The sequence below is a fragment of the Aeromonas fluvialis genome, assembly GCF_000819885.1.
GTDB lineage: Bacteria > Pseudomonadota > Gammaproteobacteria > Enterobacterales > Aeromonadaceae > Aeromonas > Aeromonas fluvialis.
In genome coordinates, this window is sequence record NZ_CDBO01000034.1 from 555 (window position 1) to 21,018 (window position 20,464).

Annotated in this window: 18 protein-coding genes; 5 read left to right on the forward strand and 13 right to left on the reverse strand. The window is 58.6% G+C overall.

The genetic code is table 11. From position 1 onward, the window contains the following. A partial coding sequence (locus BN1125_RS06785; RefSeq protein WP_156993186.1) for an RNA-guided endonuclease InsQ/TnpB family protein occupies positions 1-772 on the reverse strand: 772 nt, incomplete at its 3' end. A gap of 267 nt (positions 773-1,039) precedes the next feature. Between BN1125_RS06785 and BN1125_RS06790 the strand changes: the two genes are divergently transcribed. After that, the gene (locus tag BN1125_RS06790) at positions 1,040-1,882 is read left to right on the forward strand and encodes a hypothetical protein (protein WP_042011388.1); all 843 of its coding nucleotides are present in this window, start codon (positions 1,040-1,042) and stop codon (positions 1,880-1,882) included. Between the two features lie 117 nt (positions 1,883-1,999). Then, positions 2,000-2,287 (forward strand): 50S ribosomal protein L25, encoded by a 288-nt coding sequence (gene rplY, locus BN1125_RS06795; RefSeq protein ID WP_042011389.1) that lies wholly within the window; start codon positions 2,000-2,002, stop codon positions 2,285-2,287. Positions 2,288-2,402: 115 nt separating this feature from the next. Here the strand turns inward: rplY and BN1125_RS06800 are convergent, their stop codons facing one another. Next, positions 2,403-2,798, reverse strand: coding sequence for a MerR family transcriptional regulator (locus BN1125_RS06800; protein WP_042011391.1), 396 nt, complete (start codon positions 2,796-2,798; stop codon positions 2,403-2,405). Positions 2,799-2,920: 122 nt separating this feature from the next. On the opposite strand from BN1125_RS06800, the gene BN1125_RS06805 reads away from it, so the two are divergent. After that, on the forward strand, positions 2,921-4,084 hold the full coding sequence (locus BN1125_RS06805; RefSeq protein ID WP_042011392.1) for a thiolase family protein: 1,164 nt from the start codon (positions 2,921-2,923) through the stop codon (positions 4,082-4,084). Here the strand turns inward: BN1125_RS06805 and BN1125_RS06810 are convergent. The 10 genes from BN1125_RS06810 to BN1125_RS06860 form a co-directional block, all read right to left on the reverse strand. Then, the gene (locus BN1125_RS06810; RefSeq protein ID WP_042011393.1) at positions 4,081-5,304 is read right to left on the reverse strand and encodes an EAL and HDOD domain-containing protein; all 1,224 of its coding nucleotides are present in this window, start codon (positions 5,302-5,304) and stop codon (positions 4,081-4,083) included. The genes BN1125_RS06805 and BN1125_RS06810 overlap by 4 nt on opposite strands. Positions 5,305-5,725: 421 nt before the next feature. Next, positions 5,726-7,006 (reverse strand): outer membrane protein transport protein, encoded by a 1,281-nt coding sequence (locus BN1125_RS06820; RefSeq protein ID WP_042011395.1) that lies wholly within the window; start codon positions 7,004-7,006, stop codon positions 5,726-5,728. A gap of 402 nt (positions 7,007-7,408) precedes the next feature. Next, positions 7,409-8,188: a DUF3379 domain-containing protein gene (locus BN1125_RS06825; RefSeq protein WP_042011396.1), complete on the reverse strand. Its 780-nt coding sequence runs from the start codon at positions 8,186-8,188 to the stop codon at positions 7,409-7,411. Then, positions 8,181-8,780 carry a sigma-70 family RNA polymerase sigma factor gene (locus tag BN1125_RS06830; RefSeq protein ID WP_042011397.1) on the reverse strand — a complete coding sequence of 200 codons (600 nt, stop codon included), beginning with the start codon at positions 8,778-8,780 and terminating at the stop codon, positions 8,181-8,183. Before BN1125_RS06830 ends, BN1125_RS06825 begins: the two co-directional genes overlap by 8 nt. 13 nt (positions 8,781-8,793) lie before the next feature. Next, entirely contained in the window at positions 8,794-10,305 is a 1,512-nt protein-coding gene (locus BN1125_RS06835; protein ID WP_042011484.1) for a BatD family protein, read from the reverse strand. A gap of 20 nt (positions 10,306-10,325) precedes the next feature. Then, positions 10,326-11,783 (reverse strand): vWA domain-containing protein, encoded by a 1,458-nt coding sequence (locus tag BN1125_RS06840; protein ID WP_042011398.1) that lies wholly within the window; start codon positions 11,781-11,783, stop codon positions 10,326-10,328. Then, positions 11,774-12,766, reverse strand: coding sequence for a VWA domain-containing protein (locus BN1125_RS06845; protein WP_042011400.1), 993 nt, complete (start codon positions 12,764-12,766; stop codon positions 11,774-11,776). Before BN1125_RS06845 ends, BN1125_RS06840 begins: the two co-directional genes overlap by 10 nt. Further along, positions 12,763-13,302 carry a DUF4381 family protein gene (locus BN1125_RS06850; RefSeq protein ID WP_042011401.1) on the reverse strand — a complete coding sequence of 180 codons (540 nt, stop codon included), beginning with the start codon at positions 13,300-13,302 and terminating at the stop codon, positions 12,763-12,765. Before BN1125_RS06850 ends, BN1125_RS06845 begins: the two co-directional genes overlap by 4 nt. After that, positions 13,287-14,192 carry a DUF58 domain-containing protein gene (locus BN1125_RS06855; RefSeq protein ID WP_042011402.1) on the reverse strand — a complete coding sequence of 302 codons (906 nt, stop codon included), beginning with the start codon at positions 14,190-14,192 and terminating at the stop codon, positions 13,287-13,289. Before BN1125_RS06855 ends, BN1125_RS06850 begins: the two co-directional genes overlap by 16 nt. Next, a complete protein-coding gene (locus tag BN1125_RS06860; protein WP_042011403.1) occupies positions 14,183-15,133 on the reverse strand; it encodes an AAA family ATPase in 951 nt (316 codons plus the stop codon). The genes BN1125_RS06855 and BN1125_RS06860 overlap by 10 nt, the downstream gene beginning before the upstream one ends. Positions 15,134-15,315: 182 nt before the next feature. On the opposite strand from BN1125_RS06860, the gene fadI reads away from it, so the two are divergent. Both fadI and fadJ read left to right on the forward strand, forming a co-directional pair. Next, positions 15,316-16,626, forward strand: a complete 1,311-nt coding sequence (gene fadI / locus BN1125_RS06865; protein WP_042011404.1) for an acetyl-CoA C-acyltransferase FadI — start codon at positions 15,316-15,318, stop codon at positions 16,624-16,626. Continuing rightward, positions 16,626-18,773, forward strand: a complete 2,148-nt coding sequence (gene fadJ / locus BN1125_RS06870) for a fatty acid oxidation complex subunit alpha FadJ (protein ID WP_042011485.1) — start codon at positions 16,626-16,628, stop codon at positions 18,771-18,773. The genes fadI and fadJ overlap by 1 nt, the downstream gene beginning before the upstream one ends. Positions 18,774-18,938: 165 nt before the next feature. Here fadJ and BN1125_RS06875 read toward each other — a convergent pair whose 3' ends face one another. Further along, positions 18,939-20,459 (reverse strand): SpoVR family protein, encoded by a 1,521-nt coding sequence (locus BN1125_RS06875; protein ID WP_042011405.1) that lies wholly within the window; start codon positions 20,457-20,459, stop codon positions 18,939-18,941. Positions 20,460-20,464: the final 5 nt, after the last annotated feature.

Genomic DNA, 20,464 nt, shown 5'->3' on the forward strand with positions numbered 1-20,464 from the left:
TCGTGCGGGAGAGTTTGTGCTGAAAATCGGCGCGGGCATTGGCTACCCGTTCGTGCAGGGCGGCCAGTTGTAATCTGGCCTTACTACGATTGGCACTGCCTTTTTTCTTGCGAGACAGGGCCTTTTGCTTTCGCCGCAGATTGCGGCTCGCATTAATAAGATGGCGAGGATTGTCCGTTTTCTTGCCATTGGATTGAATCAAGTAGTGAGACAGACCGAGATCACAGCCGATTACATCTGTTATAAGAGTTGGCTTGGCTAGGCACTCACATCCATCATCACAAAGGATGGACGCATAGTATTTCCCTGTCGGGCCACGGCTGACCGTGATGCTGGATACCACGCCGATAATATCTCGGTGAATGACCGCCCTGATGGGCGTCATCTTCGGCAACAGGATAGCATCGGTCAGCACTTTCCCATTGGGGTGGTAGCTCGATTGCCTGCCTCGCTTGCTCTTGAAGGTAGGCATCCTGGCGTTGAGCTTGGGGTTGAAAAAATTGGCAAATGCCTTATCCAGGTTGATCACCGCCTGCTGTAAGGCTTGTGAATCATACTCTTTCAGCCAGCAGTATTTACGCGACTTTTTTGCTACTGCGAGCAAGGGTTTTAAATCGCGCTTTGGCTTTAAAGACACGCCATGGTGACGATACATGTGTCGCTGGATCGCAAGCGCCTTGTTGTACGCGAACCGCACCGCGCCGAACTGGGCATTCAAGAATGCCGCTTGTTGGTCGGTGGGGTAGAGGCGTACCTTGGTGGCTCTTTTCATGGTTAAAAACACAGGCTGGTTATAAAACCAGTTATAGCATACTGGTGATATGAGCAACAGCCGTAGGTGATACCATTGATGTCCAGGCACGATGGGGCAAGAGATCACAGACCAGATTAGCTCCCCTTATATCCCCGCCCGATTGGGCGAGGGTTTACGGGGCATCTGCTAAGCTGCTATCTGTTTGTTTTAGCTGTGTGATAGCGCGTGATGGGCAGGGGATGCCGGCCAGACAGCCCCTTCACACCGCAAGTCTGGGAGGCAAGGATGCTGGGGATCTGGTTGAGTGTGGCGCAGGTGGTGATCAGCGGTTATCAACCCATCGCGGAACAAACCTGGGTGCAGTTGAACTCGGAATATTACCCGCTGGTGCGTACCCCGCCTGCGATGTTTGTGGCCTGGCGTGGCAATCAGTTTCCGCCGTTGGCCCAGAAGCAGAAGCATGGTCGTTGGCAGATCCTCTTTCCGGCCAGGCTGGTGCCCCCCTTCGATCTGTTCGAGGGGGAGGCGCAGCTCTCCAAAACCTATCTGGCAAGGCTGAGGCGTATCGACGAGATGGCTTATGGGGTCGCCCCCGGCCAGGCGGTAGCGGCTGTTGTCATCGAGCAACAGGGGCGTGTTTCGCCTCTTGAACCCTCGCAACCTGTCGCGCCCTTTATCGCCGAGTTCAACACTCCTCGTGCCATGCCAGTTCAGCTGGCGGTAGTACCCCGCTACGCGTCGGAGCCACTGCTGGCGATGCTTGGTGCAGCGGTTGGCGGGATGGGGGAGGACGGTGCTGGTCTGTCGACGACCAGCGAGTCATCTGATCGCACTACGCTGACACGCTCTGTGCCGGCAACAGGCGAGGGGCGCACAGTGTGCCATCGGGTTGCAGCGGGTGAGACGTTGTGGCGCATCGCCAATCAGCTATCCCGCAGGGTGGGGGCTGATACTTACAGCTATCTGTTGGCCTTGGCCGCTGAAAATAGAGCCGGCCTTGGCAACAGCATCCGGGTCAAAATCGGGGAGGGGCTCTACTGCCCTCGTGCCGAGACGCTGGCACAGTTTGATGCCTTGAGTCCGGCCCAGCGCCAGCAGCAATTTGCCCGGCTGGAGCAGGGGGGGTAAATGCAAGGGGCGCGCCTTGTATCCGAATTTGGCACGTGGTAGTATTCGCGCTCGTTTTGCGAGGTGCTGACCGGTCGCAGTCAGTACCATAAATTCATCTTAAAAGAGATACACACTATGTCTTTCGTATTCCAAGCTGAAGTCCGTTCTGACCTGGGGAAAGGTGCGAGCCGCCGCCTGCGTCATGCTGACCAAGTTCCTGCCATCGTTTACGGTGCAGGCAAAGAAGCCCTGTCCATCACTGTTGACCACAAGAGAATGGTTCTGGCTCAAGAGAAGCCGGAATTCTATGAGTCTGTACTGACTCTGGTTATCAACGGTGAAGAAGTTAACGTAAAAGTGAAAGCTATCCAGCGTCACCCGGTACGTTACAAGCTGATCCACCTGGACTTCGTTCGCGTTTAATAGCGAGCTTTCAGGTTGAAGAAAAGCCACTCTCAGGAGTGGCTTTTTGCTACCTGGCATTTGGCATTGTGCGGACGTTGGATAAGAAGGGCGCGAAACCACCACCCCACTGCGGTTATCCCAGCTGACCCAGCGCCTGCTGGCAGCGCCGCTCGGCGGCATCCAGCTCCAGCAGCACCATCCTGATATCTTCCATCTGTTGCTGCAGCGTCTCCCGCTTCTCGGCAACCAAATTGAGCATGGTTTGCAACTGGGTGCGGCTGCTCTTGTCGGCATCATAGAGATCAAACAGCTCACGGATTTCGGCAAGAGTAAAACCGAGCCGTTTGCCACGCAGAGTCAACTTGAGACGAACCCGATCCTGCTTGCTGTAGATGCGGGCCTGTCCTTCTCTGGCGGGGTTGAGCAGTCCTTGATCCTCATAAAAGCGGATGCTGCGAGTAGTAATGTCAAATTCCCGTGCCAGCTCACTGATGCTGTAGCTCCGGGCTTCATCCTTGTTTTTGTTCATACAGACTTCTTGGCGAGCTAAATCCTGCTGGCACCTTACCTAAACGTAAACTGCACTGCAACTCTTGTGCCCATGGCATAGAAAATCTATGTTATGGCCATGTAACAAACAGAGGCAGGCAAATGGATATTGCAATTGTGGGGGCAAAACGTACGCCAATGGGGGCGTTTCAGGGGGCATTGGCAGAGGTGACTGCTGCGGAACTGGGGGCCTGTGCCATTACCGCTGCGTTGGCGCAGAGCGGGCTTGTTCCCGAGCAGATCGATGAAGTGTTTATGGGCAACGTGCTGTCGGCCGGTGTGGGACAAGCGCCGGCAAGACAGGCGATGTTGAAGGCCAGTTTACCCTCATCAGTGCCTGCCACCACGGTCAACAAGGTATGCGGATCCGGTATGAAGGCGGTGATGCTGGCGGCGGATACCATTCGTCTGGGGGATAACAAGGTGGTGGTAGCGGGGGGGATGGAGAGCATGAGCCGGGCCCCCTATCTGCTGGATAATGCCCGCAATGGTTTTCGGATGGGCCATCAACAGCTGTTGGATCACCTCTTTCTCGACGGATTGCAGGATGCCTATGATGGCCAGTTGATGGGAATACATGCCCAGCGCAGCGCCGATCAGGCCGGTTTGACCCGCCAACAGATGGATGCGTTTGCTCTGGCCTCGTTACATCGTGCCCGTGAGGCTCAGCAGGCCGGTTATTTTTCCTTTGAACTGGCCCCTTTCTGGCGCCATGACCGTTTGCTGTTGGCAGAAGATGAACAACCGGGCAAGGGCCGGCCCGAGAAGGTCCCGACCCTGAAGCCAGCCTTTGGCAAAGAGGGAACGATTACCGCCGCCAATTCGAGCTCTATCTCGGACGGCGCGGCGGCACTGATCTTGATGGATGGAGCCATGGCCGCCGCGCGACAGGTGCCGGTATTGGCACGGATTGTCGGTTATCAGAGCCATGCAGCATTGCCCGCCGAGTTTACCTCTGCGCCCATTGGCGCCATTTCACGGTTGCTGGCGCGTCTCGACTGGTCAGTGGATGAGGTCGACTTGTTTGAAGTGAATGAAGCCTTTGCCATGGTCACCATGCTGGCCATGAGCGGGGTCGGTATCCCTCATCACAAAGTCAATGTGCATGGGGGGGCATGTGCGCTCGGTCATCCGCTGGGGGCGAGTGGTGCGCGCATTCTGGTGACGCTGATTGCGGCATTGCGGCAGCGCAGAGGGAGACGAGGCATAGCCTCCCTTTGTATCGGTGGTGGCGAGGCGACGGCTATTGCGGTAGAGATCCCTTAATCACCGGTATCCATTGCTTGCAGCTGCTCGTTCACCCAGGTCGTTGCCGCGAGATAAAGGTGGCTCACCTTATCCTCGCTCAGCCCCAAGCGGGCTGTTCTGGCCGTTACCCGCGACCAGTTGGCATTCTCGTAATCTTCACAAAACGCCAGGTAGAAACCCAAATTGCCTTTGCGCTCGAGCAGTGCCAGCCGAATATCCTCGATCAGGGGGATGGTCCCCAGCAACTTGTCCATCGGCTGTTCCATCAGCACATCCAGCAGCGAAAAGAGGCCGGTGATAAAGGCTTGCTGAGCTTGTTGAGTCGGCGCATGGGTATGTGCCAGCAGCTCGCAAAAACGGGCCCGGATCATCGACATCCGATAGAGCTCGGCACTTTTGCCCTTGCCTACACTGGTCGCCGCCACCAGCGAGACAAAACGCTTTAGCTGGGGATTGCCCAGGTAAACCGCTGCCTGGCGAAATGAGGAGATGGGGTTGCTTTGGCCTCTCAGGTGGTTAACGTAGCGCAGTAACTTGAGTGACAGAGAGATATCCTGGTTGAGCAGCTGCTCAATCTTGTTGATATCGGGGTCTGTCTCGTTAACCACGTTGAGCAACTGCATCACAACGACTTGCGCTGGCTCCATGGTGGCTTGCTTGACCATCTCGGGGCGGCTGAAGAAAAAACCCTGGAACAGTTGGATCCCCAGTTTTTTAGCCCGCTCGAACTCCGCCTTGTCCTCTACTTTTTCCGCCAGATAGACGAGCCCCAGCGCCTGATGATGCTTGATGAAGACCTTGATCTGCAGCAGGGGCGTGCTACGCAGATCAAACTTGATGATATGGATAAACGGGAGGAATCGCTCCCAATCCGGTGACATGGTGAAGTCATCGAGTGCCAGCTGATAGCCCAGTTTGTGCAGCTGTTTTACCTTGTCCAGCAGGGCATCATCCGGGGGCGCGTCCTCCAGAATTTCGATCACCACCTTTTCAGGCGGCAGGCACTCTGCCAATCCCTCTAGCAGCAGTGAGTGGGGGAAATTGATAAAGCAGGGGCGGCCCCCCAACAGCTGATCGATATTTTGTTGCAGGAACTGTTCGACCACCAGGTGTGACGTCGCCTGTTGGGAGGAGATGCTCGGGAAGACATTATTCAGACTATCGCGAAAGAGCAGCTCATAGGCATGGGTATTGAGGTCTCTGTCGAGGATCGGCTGTCTGGCTACGTAGGAATACATGCCTTGCTCCAGTATGGGTACTGGGTTGATTTTATGGTGTCGCAGAACACTATGCCAGTATTGATCCGGCTCGCTGAGTCAATGACTGGCATAGTGTTTGTTTGCAAGAAAAATGAGTTAGCCGCGATCACCAGCAGGGCAATGGCGGGCGGTTTGATGATGGGATGCATGGCAAAGTTCTGGCTGTTACCAGAAGGTTAAATAGGTCATATGAATAGATGCGGGATTTTATATGGTATGACCAGCAAGCCAATGATGATGGCGGTTCACCGGGAAAAACAAGATTGAATGCTGGGGTAGTACACTCTAATAGATTGATTAAGAAGGAAAAATAAACGATTTTATGCTGCATCTGTGCGCTGAAAAGGAGTTTTTGATAAAAAAAGAGCGCCTGGTGGCGCTCTTTTAGGGGGTGTGTTAATCAGAACTTCATATTGAACTGGGCAGAGGCCAGGAAGGCGTCGCCGTGGGAAGTACCAACCCAATGTGGATTTTGTGGGGTTGCAGGACCATGAGTGCCCCCCAAGCTCTCATCTACATCTACTTCCTTGCCATCGATATAGGTCAGGCCAAAATCGAAACTCATATCGGGGTTGATGTGGTAGGTGGCGCCAGCGCTGTACCAGACGCGGTCGGCGTCAGGGATACTCAGGTTACGATATTCGGATTTAATCGGGCTTTCATCATAGGCAAAGCCGATACGGGCTTCCCATGCCGGGTTGATATACCAGGTGCCGCCGAGTGCATAGCGAGTAGAGTCTTTAAATTTTTCCTCTTTTTTTAGCAACGTTGCACCACTGCTTGAAGTTGCTTTCAGTTCTTGGAATGCACTCCAGTCAGTCCAGTTGACGGAGTAATGAACAGCAAATTGCTGATTTAAACGATGGTAACCAGCGAATTCAGCTTGTGCTGGTAAATCGAGCTCCAGATTGCCGTCAATCGTTCTACCAGCCAAGCCGCCAGCAAGCCTAGGGAGGTCATTCGAATAATCACCGTCAAAGCTCATATCGACTTGTGAACGGTAGGTCAGTGCGAAGCGGTGGTTTTCATTGACTTCATACAGGGTACCAACGTTCCAGCCAAAGCCCCAAGTGTCACCTTTCATGTGAGCAACACGAGTATTATTAGGTAGTTGAGGAATCAAATCTCCGTTGTAGCGATTCAATTCAGCCGAGCCATAAACGGCATTAATACCAGCACCGATGCTGAATTGCTCGTTGATTCGGTAGGCAATGTTGGGGTTGATGTTGAAAGTTACGAGAGATGTATCACCTGCGCCGGTGCCTGCTGCAAAGCTTTTATCGTATTCAGTAGACAAGCCATAGTTGGAGAACAAACCAATACCCCATGCCCATTGATCATTCAATGGTTGGATAAAATATGAGGCGGGTACAAATGCTGCGGGGGCAATGTCATTTTGGCTGGCATTAACTCCACGTAACGGAACGGTTCCATCCACATCCACATCCGGCTTGATATAGGTACCGGACACAGACACCGCCATCTTGTCGAAGGTGGTCATGGCGGCCGGGTTACGGGCCAGCACGGAGGCGTTGTCGGCAATCGCTGCTTCACCGGCATAGGCACGACCCAGACCGGAGGCCGAGTGCTCGTTCAGCTGGAATGCCGCAGCATGGACTTGACCGGTGGCCAGTGCAATGGTGGCGGCAATCAGGCTCTTTTTGAAAATAGTTGTCGTCATGGAGTTCTCTCTTGTAGGCAGATTTTTTTGCCGATATTGGCTGCACGTTCAATGCAAACCTCGACAAAATCCGTTTTTATTTCAGCTTCTTCCCAATTCATTCTGGCGTGATTCTATGGGTCTGGTAGGAGGTAAGAAATCAGACCAGTGACAGCAGAATACATAAAAGTGATCGATGTGTTAATCATTTGTTTTAACTAGCTGTTTAATTCATCGTTTTCAGGGTTTGAAGGCGGATTATTGACCTGGATTGCCGATCTCCGTCACAAAAATAATTTTGTCAATTTTTCGAAATCGTGAGGCAAATGAGTGACAAAGGGGAGTAAACAGGGGGGGAACAGGCAGCAGCGGGTGACCGCCGCCTGCTATTGAGGATGGCTCTGAGGTTGTTAACGGGCGATGTTAAATATCCCACTGCAGACGTGACTGCAGGGCGTTGGCAACAGGGGCAAGTGGCTCTTTCATCTCGCCAATCAGTACCATATTGGCGCCTTTGAGCTGGACTATCTCCCCTTTGAGGGTGCCATCTTCAAAGTTGGCCTGTTGCAGGGTTAATGGCACATGTTTGGGCACTATAAAGAGGGTGACTGGCCCCCTCTTTCCCTGGAGCACCATGTGCAGGGCCGGTCCCTGATAAAACGAACAGTGATTGACATAGGTCACCTTGAGCCCATCCATCCCGCTTAAGGTGGCGCCATACTTCTCCATCTTGGCATTGATGTTTTGCAGATTGACCTGCTCATCGACACCTTCGATAAAGGGCGCTTCGCCATAGACATGAGCCATCGCCACTTGTGCGAGGGAGAGGGCCGTGGACGTTTTCTCTGGCAGCGTGATCCAGCGGGTGCTCATTCCGAGCAGGAAGGCGACCGATGCGGCCATGGCGATCTGGCGCCAGGATGTCGAGCTCCGGAGCTTGACTGGCGCCATGCCAAGGGGCCGGGATGGCGGCAAATCATTTTGCGCATCGCTGTCTTGCTGCATGGCTTGCCTGAGCAGGATCCGCTCGGCCAGTCCGGCGGGGACCTCTACCTGCATGGCACGCTTGAGGCTTCTGTCGAACTGCTTCATCTCGTCGAGGTAGTTCCTATTGGCCTGGCTGGTTTCGGCGGTTTTGAGAAAATCCGGCTGTTGATCGTTGGGCTGGATCATGGCGTTGCGGCGAAATTCGAGTTCATCCATGTCCGTGTCCTCTTGCTTGGTTCTTCTGTTCCATCGCCTCCTTGATCTGGTTGCGGGCGCGAAACAGTCGGGTCATGACGGTGTTCTTGTTCAGGCAGAGCATCTCGGCGATCTCTTCACCACTGAATCCTCCCACGACTTGTAGCAGGAGTGGCTCCTGATACTCCTCGGGCAGGCGGGCGATGTGACGGTGCAACCACTCGTTCTCCATCTCCTGTTCGCTGTGCAGCGCATCGTGCTGGGGCTGAGGGTGATCGTCGAGATCCACCAACTCCAGCTGCTTGCGTTCAAAGCGGCGGGCGTTCTCCCGTCTGAGGATGGTGATCAGCCACCCTTTGGCCGCCTTGTCATCTTGCAGGGTATCGATAGCCTTCCAGGCACGCAGGAAGGTCTCTTGCACCAGATCTTCCGCCACGTTGGGATCCCGGGTCAGCCAATAGGCATACCGGTAGAGATCGCCGTGCAGCGCATGAACCAGTGCTTCAAATTTGGTTTGTTTGTCAGCCATGGGATCAGAGACCGGCGAAGTGGCTGGATCATTTCCACCAATATGCTGTTGAGCGCGTTTTTTTCTAAAAAACAGCAGTGCCATAGGGCAATCCTTGTCAGGGTTTGTGGTGGCGGGAGCGGTAACTCCCGTGCGCCAGCAGGTAAATCAGGTGCGCAATACCGGTAGTTTCATCGGCCCTGAGGGTACGCGCCAGAGCGCGCCACGCGATGGGCGGGCCAGAAGATGGCCGTGCAAAACAGGCTCGCTCGAGTTCGCCAAGCGCGTTGCCGACCCGATTATGCCCAGCGTCAGGCAACTGGCCTAATTGATAATAGGAGACCTGCCAGCGCAAGGTCGCCCACTGGATCAGCGCTTTGCGGCTGGCATCAGGCTGATGTTGGCCAAGGGATCGCTGCAGACGATAGAAGGCGCGCCAGCGGGGGCCGTGGCGCCATAGCGCACGCAGCGCCAGGGCCAGCAAGACCCACCAAAGGCTCTCTCGCAGCGCTATCTGCGAGGGTTGCTGATCAGGTTGCCGATTTGTCGTTGTCTGAAACGTCAGCGTGATGGCGGGCAGGCTGGCCTGCTCAATCCGGCCGCTTTGGGTATTAAACCAGGGCAGATCAATGGGGGGGAGCAGATAGTCGCCGCTCTGCTCCACGACCAGGGTCTGGCGCCATTGCCGCTCAAACAGCAGCTTGCCATCGCGGTAACGCTCCTGCTGTTGCTCGCCATCGGGATGGGCCTGTATGCCGCTGGGCAGTTGATGGGCCATCAGGGGGGCAAGCTGGATCTGGCCGCTGTCACCATTTTCCATGGTCAGGGTGAGGATCCGGATCAGCGGTTCACCCACTTCCCCTATGGTGGCAGGTTCAAGCCGTTGACTCAGGGTGAGCCGGGTGGCCACCGGCGTGGCAGGGGCCTTGTCCACCTTGATCTGGAGTGGCGTGGCGCGCGCCGAGAGTTTTTGCGGTTTGCCCCCTTGCTGCGTGAGCTGTGCCTGCAAGCGGGGCGAGTCGAGGTGCCAGAGACCCGGTGCTTTTGCCTGAACGAGCCAGTGGCGGGTGAGCCTGCCGGGCAGACCCGCCTGAGGGGGGGCGATCCACTCGTCACTGCCGAGGCGACGGATGGTGAAGTGGGCGGAGTTAAGCTCGCCGAGCGCCGGGTGTTGCATGCTGGTGGGCAGCCAAAGAGTCAGGCGGTAGATCACCGGCTGGCCGGGATAGATCGGGCCCTGATGATCAAGGCTGGCCTGCATCTCGAGGGGCGAGGGGGCTGGGGGCTTGGGCAGCGCCGCTGTTTGCGCCTCTCTCAATGGCACGGTGAGCGAGGGGGTGAACGCATTGCCCAGCTTGAGCGGGGCAATCACCACCTCGGTATTGGCGGGTGAATTGCTCTGGTGCAGCGGGATCTGCCAGCGAGTCAGTTGTTGTACCGGGGTCGTGACTCGGCTCATGGTCACTCTGCCCACCGCAAACTGGCGTAGTAGCGGGGTGATCTCCAGCTCTCCGCTCTGGCGCTCACCATCCGCTTCGATGACTAGCAGCCAATCGCCGGGATTGGCCCCCGGCAGCAACTCGGCCCGTGGGGGCAGGGCCCAGCCAAGCGGACTCGCCAGTGCGAGCAGTAGTCCCCATCCTGCCCGCGTCACCAGGGCTCCTCCACCTTGATCATGTCCCGGCGCAGCGCCTCTTTGCGCAGACGCTGCTCCAGCAGCAACACCGGGGGAGAGGGGGGCAGGGGCATTGCCGTTGCATGCTGATCAGTTGTTGGTTCGGGCTGCTTGCTGTTGCTGTTATCGGGAGCGGCTACCGCTCCCGCACCACCCTGTAACAGAGAGAGGTTATAGAGCGCATCTTCATGGTCGGGTTTCAGCGCCAGAGCGGCCAGATAGGCCTCTTTGGCTGAGGCAAACTCCCCCAGTTGCAGCAGGGCATTGCCGCGGTTGTAGTGGGCGGTGGCGCTGGCCGTTTCCTGATAGGCTGCGATGGCTAGCCGGTAGGCTCCGGCCCGATACCAGGCATTGCCACGCCAGATCGGGTCGTTGAAAGTGCGAGCGGCACGCTGAAAATCCCCCTGTTGATAAGCCTGCATCGCGTGCAGATCCCCCCTCTCTACCGCTTGCAGATCTTGTGGCGCAAGCAGTTGCGATCCCATCATCATTACCACCATCAGCCGTGCGCCGACTCTGGCCAGCAAGGCCAGCGGTAATAAAGGGATCAGCAACCAGGGGCCAAGATCCAGTGGCGCCGGGGTGAGGGCCGAGGTAGTGGTGGGGAGGGGGGCAAAGCGGGGGACATCGCTGCCAAGCCACTGTAGCTCACCGCCGAGACGATTGGCCAGTGCGGCAATGGCCTGACTATCGGGGGTGGGCAACTGTGCAGGCATGCGGGTGGCAAACCCCAACTCATTGGCCGGGATGGCGGGCATGGGGGCCGGTTGACCGCTGCTGGCAAGCAGGATATCGAGGCGTGCCGACTGGGTATCGCGGCAGAGAAGGCGCTGCTGGCAGGGCCACAGGGCGGCAATTTGGGTCATCTGACTCTGGGTGAGGTCGTCGGTGATCAGCAGCAGGCGCGCCTGTTCATCGGGGGCCAGCTGCTTCATGGCAAGTTCCACCGCCCGTGCCGGGTTGCTGCCTTGCAGCGGCATGATATCGGGGCGCAAGTCGGGTAGCAGCAGCGAAAGGGCCTGATGATCCCGGGTGGGCGGCATGGCGAGGTAGGCATCGCCAGCGTAGAGGATCAGCGCGATGCGCTCGCCCTTGGCACGGCTCAGTAGTTGCTGCAACTGCCACCTGACACGGGTTGCCCGATCCGGTTTGAGGTCGGTGGCGTTCATTGAGCGTGACAAGTCCAGCAGCCAGATATCGAGGGGGGCCGCAGGCTGCGCTTGCAGCCCACCACGCAGGGCTGGCCCGCTCAGGGCCAAAATCACCGGCAGGGTTGCCAGCCAGCGCCAGTGGCGCTGAGGGCGGGATGCTGGCAGCAGATAAGCCTGCATGGCTGGCGCGAGTAGCGGGGGCTGGCGATGGCGGCGCCACCCTTGCCAGAGCCAGGGAATGAGTGCGATCAGCCACAGGGGGCGGAGTAAGATCAGCTCCATCTGCGTGCGCCTCGTGCCAGCCAGCTACGCACCGTGCGAAACTCCAGTCTGCCGCGCCCTGATGGCAGAAGCAGCAAGCCACAAAGCAGTGCCAACGGCCACGGGTAGAGCTCGATCACCGGTTGGTAGTGGGCAACCGGCATGGGGGCCGGCTCAAGGGCATTGAGGGTCGTGTTGATGGCATCGAGGTCGCTCTGGGTGCGCGCCCTGAAATAACGCCCCTGGCCTGTCTGGGCCAGCTCTTGAAGAAGCGGCTCGTCCAGTTCGCTGCTGGGGTCAGCTTGACCGCTGCCTGCCTCATCGTAGGGTTGGATAAAGGTATCGGGATCGGCCCCCACCCCCAGCGTATAGATCCGTATGCCCTGTGCTGCGGCGAATTTGGCCTCCTGCAGCGGGTCGGCATTGCCTGCGGTATTGCGGCCATCGGTGACCAGCAGCAGGGCGGTGGGGCGATGGGGATCCCCATGCTGGCGTGCCAACTGGATCGCCTCGCCAAGGGCGGTGGTACGGCCGACCAGATCAAAGTCGAGCTCGTCGCTCAAGGTCAACAGCGCCGGGATCTCCTGGGTGAGGGGAGAGAGCAGGTAGGCGTGATCGGCAAAGACGATGAGGCCCACCCTGTCACCGGCCCGTTTGGCGATCAGCGCCTTGATCTGCTGGCGCACCGCCGTCAAGCGCGCTTGTTGCTCGCCGTTATCGAGCATATCAGGGGTGCGCATGCTGTCTGACAGATCCACCGCCAGCAGCAGATCCCGACTCCCGTCATATTGGATTACCGGTTCTCCCCACCATTGGGGGCGGCACAGGGCGAGGATAAGGGCGCACCAGAGCAGCATGGCGCGCCAGAGCGGTAATCCGGCCTGGGGGCGCAGCAGCGCAAACCCGGGGTGAGCCAGATAGCCGCGGCGCAGGGGCGGCAAGGCGAAGCGCACCAGCAAGGGCAGCACCAGCGCCAGCGCAAACCAGGGCCAGGCCAGGATCATGGATGCCTCCGCGCGGTTTTGCGCTCCGAGCGGAGAGATCGCTGTAAAAAGAGGGTTTGACCCCAGCGGCGATACTCTTGCCGCAACTGTTCGCACTGTTCGCGAGCCGGGTTCTGGCTGCCATAGAGCCAACTGCGCCAGTGAGGCGAGAACTGGCTGAAGTTGCTGCCGCCGTGACGATCGATGAAGGCGAGCCACGCCTCTCCCTGCAGCTGGCGTGCCTCGGGCCAGCGTTGCAGCGCTTCATGACGCAGGGCCTCCTGCATGCGCATCACCAGCAGCGCCGGATCTCCCTCCAGCTGGCGGTACCAGCGGCGGTAACGTATCACCCTACGGGCAATCAGGACGATCAGAAACAGAAGTAAACTGGCGATCAGGAGCCACCATAGCGCCTGTGCTCTGGGATCCAGGCTCTGTTCAATCAGATCCGGCCCCGGGTGAATGTCGCGCATCAAGGCGGTCAGCGGCGGGGTCATGGCGTCGGAGGCAGGGCTGGCACTGTCGAGCTCGGCGGGCGAGATCATCCCTGATGACATAACCCCTCCTGCCACTGCTGTTGCAGCGTCTGGCTGTTATCGAGCAGGTAAAGGCGCTGCACCAGCGGCAACAACTGCTGCTTGCCGTGGGCCAGTTGCTGTTCGGCCGCTTGCCGGTAGCGGCGGGAGAAACCGGCATGGCCCCCATCCAGCCAGCCCTGATAGTGCTGCCCTGGCCGATCAATGGCCACTGGCAGCTGGCCGCCTCGGGGAAGGGCTGCCTCAAGGGGATCACGGATCTGCCAATAGTGAATATCGTGGCGCCGCGAGAGCAGTTGCAACTGCTGACAGAGTGCCGATTCGCAGGGTCTGTGATCGGTGATGATCGTCAGCTTGGCGCCGTGAGGCAGCTTTACGCCGGACAAGGTGTCGGCCAGCGAGTGAGAGGGTACCCGACGTGCCAGCCCTTGCTGATAGTGATGGCAGAGGGATTCGAGCAGTGGCAGCACGCTGCCGCGCTGGCTCTGCTGGTGATGGGGGATAAGCCCGTGACAGATCAGGGTGTTGTGCTGCTTCTCCCCTTGCCAGATCAGGGCTGCCACCAACTCGCACCCCAGGCGCGCCTTGAGCTGCAGAGTGGAGCCGAAATACATGGCGGGAGAGAGATCGAGCAGCAGCCAGTGCGCCTGATCGAGCTCTTCACTATAGAGGCGGGTATAGGGGCGACCGAGGCGTGCGGTCACTCGCCAGTCGATATGGCGTACCTCGTCACCGGCCTGATAGGCGCGCAGCTCCCGAAACGTGAGCCCGGGGGAGCGGCCCGGTTTGCCGCGTTCGCTGCTGCTTCTGCCCGCGTGAGGTGGCGTCTTGGCCTTGGCCCAGAGCCGGATATTGAGCAGCCGTGGCAGCGACAGGGCGATGTCGGGATGCAGGCTGGGATCTAGGGGCATGGCACCTGATCCAGCAGTTGGGCGATCAGGATGTCATTATCCAGATTGTCGGCCAGTGCCTGATAGCTGGGGATTAGACGGTGTCGTAGCACCGGATAGGCCTGCAACTGGATATCTTCCGGCAGTACATAGTCACGCCCGGCCAGCCAGGCGCGGGCGCGGGCGGAGCGAGCCAGCCCCAGTGTCGCCCGGGGGCTGGCCCCCACGGCAATCAGCGGCTCAAGGGCAGGGCAGAGACCGCTGCCCGGGCGGGTGGCGCAGACCAGCTCCACCAGATAGTGCTCCAGTCTGCTTTGCATGGTCACCGCCAGCACGTCGCTACGGGCTCGTTGCAAGGTGGTCTGGCTCAGGGTCACCGGCGCCGTGCCAAGTTGTTCGCCACTGGCGTTGAGCTGCAAGATGGCGAGCTCCATGGTGGGGCTCGGGTAATCCACCATCAGTTTGAGCAGAAAGCGGTCGAGCTGCGCCTCAGGCAGGGGGTAGGTTCCCTCCTGCTCGATGGGGTTCTGGGTGGCGGCCACCATAAAGAGAGGCGGTAGCCGCCAGCTCTTTTTGCCCACGGTGATCTGGTGTTCGGCCATGGCTTCCAGCAGCGCTGATTGCACCTTGGCTGGCGCCCGGTTGATCTCGTCTGCCAGCACCAGATGGTTGAAGAGGGGGCCCGGTTGAAATACAAAACTGGCATCCTGCGGGTGAAACACCTCGCTGCCGGTGAGATCGGCGGGAAGCAGATCGGGAGTGAACTGGATACGGGCAAAGCGCCCCTCAACGGCGCCAGCCAGCGCCTTGACGGCGCGGGTTTTGGCAAGACCGGGAGCCCCTTCGATTAACACATGTCCTTCACATAACAGGGCAATCAGGAGTCCTTCGATGAGCTCCTCCTGCCCCAGGATCTGACTGCCAAGATAGTCCCTAAGCGCGCTGAACTCGGCCGCTGCCATGCGATAAACCCGTTGTTTTTATGGAAGTTGATCTTTTTATACTCCAGTTGCTTCCCAAGGGCGAGCAAAGGGGGCTTGCCGTGCTTAATTTAGTTTCAATCAGCTGTATGAAACTTGTGATTGGATTGTTAAGATGTGGCGCAATGAGGTCAGACCTCTGCCTTTTAAACCAAGGAGCCAGGATGAAACAGCCATTGAAACTGACGACTCGCCAGGGCGAACGGATTGCCGTCGTGGCGGGGCTGCGAACCCCCTTTGCCAAGCAGGCGACTGCCTTTCATGGCGTGCCTGCAGTCGATCTCGGCAAACTGGTGGTGTGCGAGATGCTCGCTCGCACCGATCTCGACCCCAAACTTATCGACCAGTTGGTGTTTGGTCAGGTGGTGCAGATGCCGGAAGCCCCCAACATTGCCCGCGAGATCGTGCTTGGCACCGGCATGAGCGTCAGCACCGATGCCTATAGTGTCTCCCGCGCCTGCGCCACCAGTTTTCAGGCGGTGGCTAACGTCACCGAATCCATCATGGCCGGTACGGTGGATATCGCCATCGCTGGCGGTGCCGACTCCTCTTCCGTGCTGCCCATCGGGGTAAGCAAGAAGCTGGCTCGCGCCCTGGTGGATCTCAACAAGGCGCGTAACCTACAGCAGCGTTTCAACATTCTGCGTCAATTGCGGGTCAAGGATCTGCTGCCGGTGCCGCCTGCAGTGGCGGAATACTCCACGGGACTTTCCATGGGGCAGACGGCCGAGCAGATGGCCAAGAGCCACCAGATCAGTCGCGAGGCGCAAGATGCGCTGGCTCACCGCTCCCACACCTTGGCTGCCCAGGCCTGGGCCGATGGCAAGCTCAGTGGCGAGGTGTTTACTGCCCATGTGCCGCCCTACAAGTCACCGCTGGAGCGAGACAACAACATCCGTGAAAGCTCGGATCTGGCGAGCTACGCCAAGCTCAGGCCGGTGTTTGACCGGGTTCATGGCACTGTGACGGCGGCCAACGCCACCCCGCTCACCGACGGTGCCGCCGCCGTGCTGCTGATGCGGGAAGGGCGGGCGAAGGAGCTGGGTCTCGAGCCGCTTGGGTTTATCCGCAGCTTCGCCTTCTCCGCCATCGATGTCTGGCAGGACATGCTGATGGGTCCCTCCTATGCCACGCCGCTGGCGCTGGACCGTGCTGGTATTACGCTTGCTGACCTGACGCTCATCGATATGCATGAAGCCTTTGCAGCCCAGACCCTGGCCAACCTCAAGATGTTTGCCAGCAAAGAGTTTGCCCAGAGCAAATTGGGGCGCGATCAGGCTATTGGCGAGGTGGACATGGAGAGGTTCAACGTCCTCGGTGGTTCGCTTGCCTATGGCCACCCCTTTGCCGCGACCGGTGCGCGGATGATCACCCAGACCCTGCACGAGCTGCGGCGTCGCGGCGGGGGATTGGGGCTTAACACCGCCTGCGCGGCGGGTGGATTGGGCGTGGCGATGGTGTTGGAGGTTGAATGATGAGCGCTAAGACTTTTTCCCTGGATGTTCGCAAAGATGGCATCGGTATCCTCACCATGGATGTGCCGGGCGAGAGCATGAATACCCTGAAAGCCGCCTTTGTCGAGGAGATCCGCACCGTGCTGGCCGAGGTGAAGGGTAACAAGGATCTGATCGGCCTGGTGATCGCCTCCGGCAAGAAGGACTCTTTCATCGCCGGTGCTGACATCACCATGCTGGCCGCCTGCACCAGTGCCAAGGATGCTGAAACCCTGTCACGAGATGGGCAGGCGATTTTTGCCGAGATCGAGGGGCTGACTATTCCGGTGATCGCTGCCATCCACGGCCCCTGCCTCGGTGGCGGACTGGAGTTGGCGCTGGCCTGTCATGGCCGGGTGGTGACCGAGCACGGTAAAACCGTGCTGGGATTGCCGGAAGTGCAGCTCGGTCTGTTGCCGGGATCTGGTGGTACCCAACGTCTGCCGCGCCTCATCGGGGTGGCCAAGGCGCTGGATCTGATGCTGACCGGCAAGCAGGTGCGGGCCAAACAAGCCAAGAAATTGGGGCTGGTGGACGATGTGGTGCCGCCGTCAATCTTGCTGGATGCTGCCATCAAGCTGGCCAAGAAGGGCAAACCGCGCCATCAGTTGAAGCGGGATCTGCAGGGCAAGGTGCTGGAGACCAACAAGCTGGGCCGCAAGGTGCTGTTCGATCAGGCCAGCAAGGGGGTGAAAGCCAAGACCCGTGGCAACTACCCGGCGCCGGAGCGGATCCTGGATGTTGTGCGCATCGGCGTGGAGGAGGGGATGAAGGCCGGTCTGGCCGCTGAATCCCGCCACTTTGGCGAACTGGTGATGACGGCTGAGTCTGCCGCCCTGCGCTCCCTCTTCTTTGCCACCACCGAGATGAAGAAAGAGGTCACCTATCAGGGAGCCGAGCCGCGCAAGGTGGCCCATGCCGCCGTGCTGGGCGGTGGTCTGATGGGGGGCGGCATTGCGTTCGTCACCGCCACCAAGGCGGGCGTGCCGGTGCGGATCAAGGATGTGGCAAGCGCCGGGATCGGCAATGCCATGCGCTACAGCTATGACATTCTGGCCAAGAAGCTCAAGCGCCGTCACATCTTGCGCAGCGAATTGGAAAAGCAGATGAGCCTGCTGACCGGCACCCTCGACTACGCCGGTTTTCACCGGGTGGACATGGTGGTGGAGGCGGTGTTTGAAGATCTCAATCTCAAACACCAGATGGTGAAAGACGTGGAGCGCGAGTGTGGTGAACACACAGTGTTTGCCTCCAACACCTCTTCCTTGCCCATCAACCAGATTGCGGCAGAGGCGGCGCATCCGGAGCGAGTCGTGGGGCTGCACTACTTCAGCCCAGTGGACAAGATGCCGCTGGCAGAGATCATCCCCCATGCTGGCACCAGTGCCGAGACGGTCGCCACCACCCTGGCCTTTGCCCGTGCTCAGGGCAAAACGCCCATCGTGGTGAAGGATGAAGCCGGTTTCTACGTCAACCGCATTCTCGCGCCCTACATGAACGAAGCGGCACGACTGCTGCTGGAAGGGGAGCCGGTGGAGGTGCTGGACAGCGCGCTGCTGGACTTTGGCTTCCCGGTTGGCCCCATCACCTTGCTGGATGAGGTGGGGATTGATGTGGGTGCCAAGATATCCCCCATCCTCGAGAAAGAGCTGGGGGGCGAGCAGTTCCAGGCACCCAAGGCGTTCGACAAGCTGCTGCAAAACGATCGTAAGGGACGCAAGAACGGCAAGGGCTTCTACCTCTATGGCAAGGCGGCGCCGCGTAACAAGCTGACCGGCAAAGAGGGCAAGAAGACGGTGGACGAGAGCGTCTATGGCGTGCTCGGCATCAAGCCTTCTGCCAAGCTGGCCCGTCAGGAGATCGCCGAGCGCTGCGTGCTGCTGATGCTCAACGAAGCGGCCATGGCGCTGGACAGTGGTGTGGTAGCCTCGGCTCGTGATGGTGATATTGGTGCCATCTTCGGTATCGGCTTCCCGCCTTTCCTCGGCGGCCCGTTCCGCTATATGGACACGCTCGGAATTGATCATCTGGTTGGCCGTCTGGAGCATTACCAGAAGCGCCACGGCGACCGGTTTGCCCCCTGTGCCCGACTCAAGGCGATGGCGGCAGAGCAGCAGACCTTCTACTGATCACCGCTGCAGCTTGACCGTAAGGCAAAGAGGCCCGCACCCCATGCGGGCCTCTTTCTATATTGTGGTTTGTTCGGGTTATTCAGGTGGTGCTGCGATGATGCAGGCAGAGGCGAAGGTCGAAAAAATGGCCCACCGAAGTGGGCCATTTGCGAGGTGGTTAGCTTAGATACCCGGCTTGCGCTCCGGGCAGCGGCCGATGATATCTGCAGGCAGGTCGCCGTTATCCTGTTCCAGCACCACGTCGAATCCCCACAGCTGATGCAGGTGTTTGAGCACCTCATGGCGTGAGTCGCCAAGGGGTATGCGGTTGTGGGGCACATAGCGCAGGGTAAGGGAGCGATCCCCCTTCACGGCAACGTTGTAGACCTGAATATTGGGCTCCAGATTGCTGAGGTTGTACTGGGCCGACAGGGTATTGCGCACCTGACGGTACCCCTCGTCATTGTGGATAGCGGAGACCTTCAGATAGTTCTTCAGATCGTCGTCATCGATGGCGAACAGCTTCATATCCCGCATCACCTTGGGGCTCAGGAACTGGCTGATAAAGCTCTCGTCCTTGAAGTTCTGCATGGCAAAGTGGAGGGTATCGACCCAGTTGCTGCCGGCATAGTCGGGGAACCACTGTCTGTCCTCCTCGGTCGGGTTCTCGCAGATGCGGCGCAAGTCGGTAAACATGGCAAACCCCAGCGCATAGGGATTGATCCCCGAATAGTAGCGACTGTTGTAGGCCGGTTGATAGACCACGTTGGTGTGGCTGTGGAGCACCTCCATCATGAATCTATCGCTCAGCTTGCCCTCGTCATAGAGGTGGTTGAGGATGGTGTAGTGCCAGAAGGTGGCCCACCCCTCGTTCATGACCTGGGTCTGCTTTTGCGGATAGAAATACTGGCTGATCTTGCGCACGATGCGCACCACTTCCCGCTGCCAGGGCTCCAACAAGGGGGCATTCTTCTCAATGAAGTAGAGGATGTTCTCCTGGGGCTCGGCGGGATAGCGTCTGTCTTCCACCCCCGCAGCTTTATGCTGCTTTGGCAGGGTACGCCACAGCTCGTTGACCTGGGTTTGCAGATAATCTTCCCGTGCCTTCTGACGCCGTTTCTCCTCTGCCATCGAGATCTTCTGGGGGCGCTTGTAGCGATCGACCCCGAAGTTCATCAGGGCATGGCAGGAGTCGAGCAGTTGCTCCACCGCGTCGATACCGTGCTTCTCTTCACACTCGGTGATGTATTTTTTGGCAAACAGCAGGTAGTCGATGATGGAGGAGGCATCGGTCCACGCCTTGAACAGGTAGTTGTTCTTGAAGAAGGAGTTGTGACCGTAGCAGGCGTGGGCCATCACCAGTGCCTGCATCGGCATGGTGTTCTCCTCCATCAGGTAGGCGATGCAGGGATCGGAGTTGATGACGATCTCGTAGGCCAGCCCCATCTGGCCGCGCTTGTAGTTGCGCTCGGTATGGATAAAGCGCTTGCCGAACGACCAGTGCTGATAGCCGATGGGCATGCCGACGCTGGAATAGGCATCCATCATCTGCTCGGCGGTGATCACCTCGATCTGGTTGGGGTAGGTGTCCAGCTTGTAGAAACGGGCGACCCGGGCGATCTCCTGGTGATAGGTCTCCAGCATATCGAAGTTCCAGTCTGGTCCGTCATCCAGTGGCGCTACACGTTTTTCAGTTTCGATCATGTGAC

Coding starts and splice junctions, on each gene's coding strand:
- BN1125_RS06805 (WP_042011392.1), top strand. CDS start 2,921: ATGGATATTGCAATTGTGGGGGCAAAACGTACGCCAATGGGGGCGTTT.
- BN1125_RS06860 (WP_042011403.1), bottom strand. CDS start 15,133: ATGGCAGCGGCCGAGTTCAGCGCGCTTAGGGACTATCTTGGCAGTCAG.
- rplY (WP_042011389.1), top strand. CDS start 2,000: ATGTCTTTCGTATTCCAAGCTGAAGTCCGTTCTGACCTGGGGAAAGGT.
- BN1125_RS06830 (WP_042011397.1), bottom strand. CDS start 8,780: ATGGCACTGCTGTTTTTTAGAAAAAAACGCGCTCAACAGCATATTGGT.
- BN1125_RS06840 (WP_042011398.1), bottom strand. CDS start 11,783: ATGGAGCTGATCTTACTCCGCCCCCTGTGGCTGATCGCACTCATTCCC.
- BN1125_RS06875 (WP_042011405.1), bottom strand. CDS start 20,459: ATGATCGAAACTGAAAAACGTGTAGCGCCACTGGATGACGGACCAGAC.
- fadJ (WP_042011485.1), top strand. CDS start 16,626: ATGAGCGCTAAGACTTTTTCCCTGGATGTTCGCAAAGATGGCATCGGT.
- BN1125_RS06820 (WP_042011395.1), bottom strand. CDS start 7,006: ATGACGACAACTATTTTCAAAAAGAGCCTGATTGCCGCCACCATTGCA.
- BN1125_RS06855 (WP_042011402.1), bottom strand. CDS start 14,192: ATGCCCCTAGATCCCAGCCTGCATCCCGACATCGCCCTGTCGCTGCCA.
- BN1125_RS06790 (WP_042011388.1), top strand. CDS start 1,040: ATGCTGGGGATCTGGTTGAGTGTGGCGCAGGTGGTGATCAGCGGTTAT.
- BN1125_RS06845 (WP_042011400.1), bottom strand. CDS start 12,766: ATGATCCTGGCCTGGCCCTGGTTTGCGCTGGCGCTGGTGCTGCCCTTG.
- BN1125_RS06810 (WP_042011393.1), bottom strand. CDS start 5,304: ATGTATTCCTACGTAGCCAGACAGCCGATCCTCGACAGAGACCTCAAT.
- BN1125_RS06800 (WP_042011391.1), bottom strand. CDS start 2,798: ATGAACAAAAACAAGGATGAAGCCCGGAGCTACAGCATCAGTGAGCTG.
- fadI (WP_042011404.1), top strand. CDS start 15,316: ATGAAACAGCCATTGAAACTGACGACTCGCCAGGGCGAACGGATTGCC.
- BN1125_RS06825 (WP_042011396.1), bottom strand. CDS start 8,188: ATGGATGAACTCGAATTTCGCCGCAACGCCATGATCCAGCCCAACGAT.
- BN1125_RS06850 (WP_042011401.1), bottom strand. CDS start 13,302: ATGTCATCAGGGATGATCTCGCCCGCCGAGCTCGACAGTGCCAGCCCT.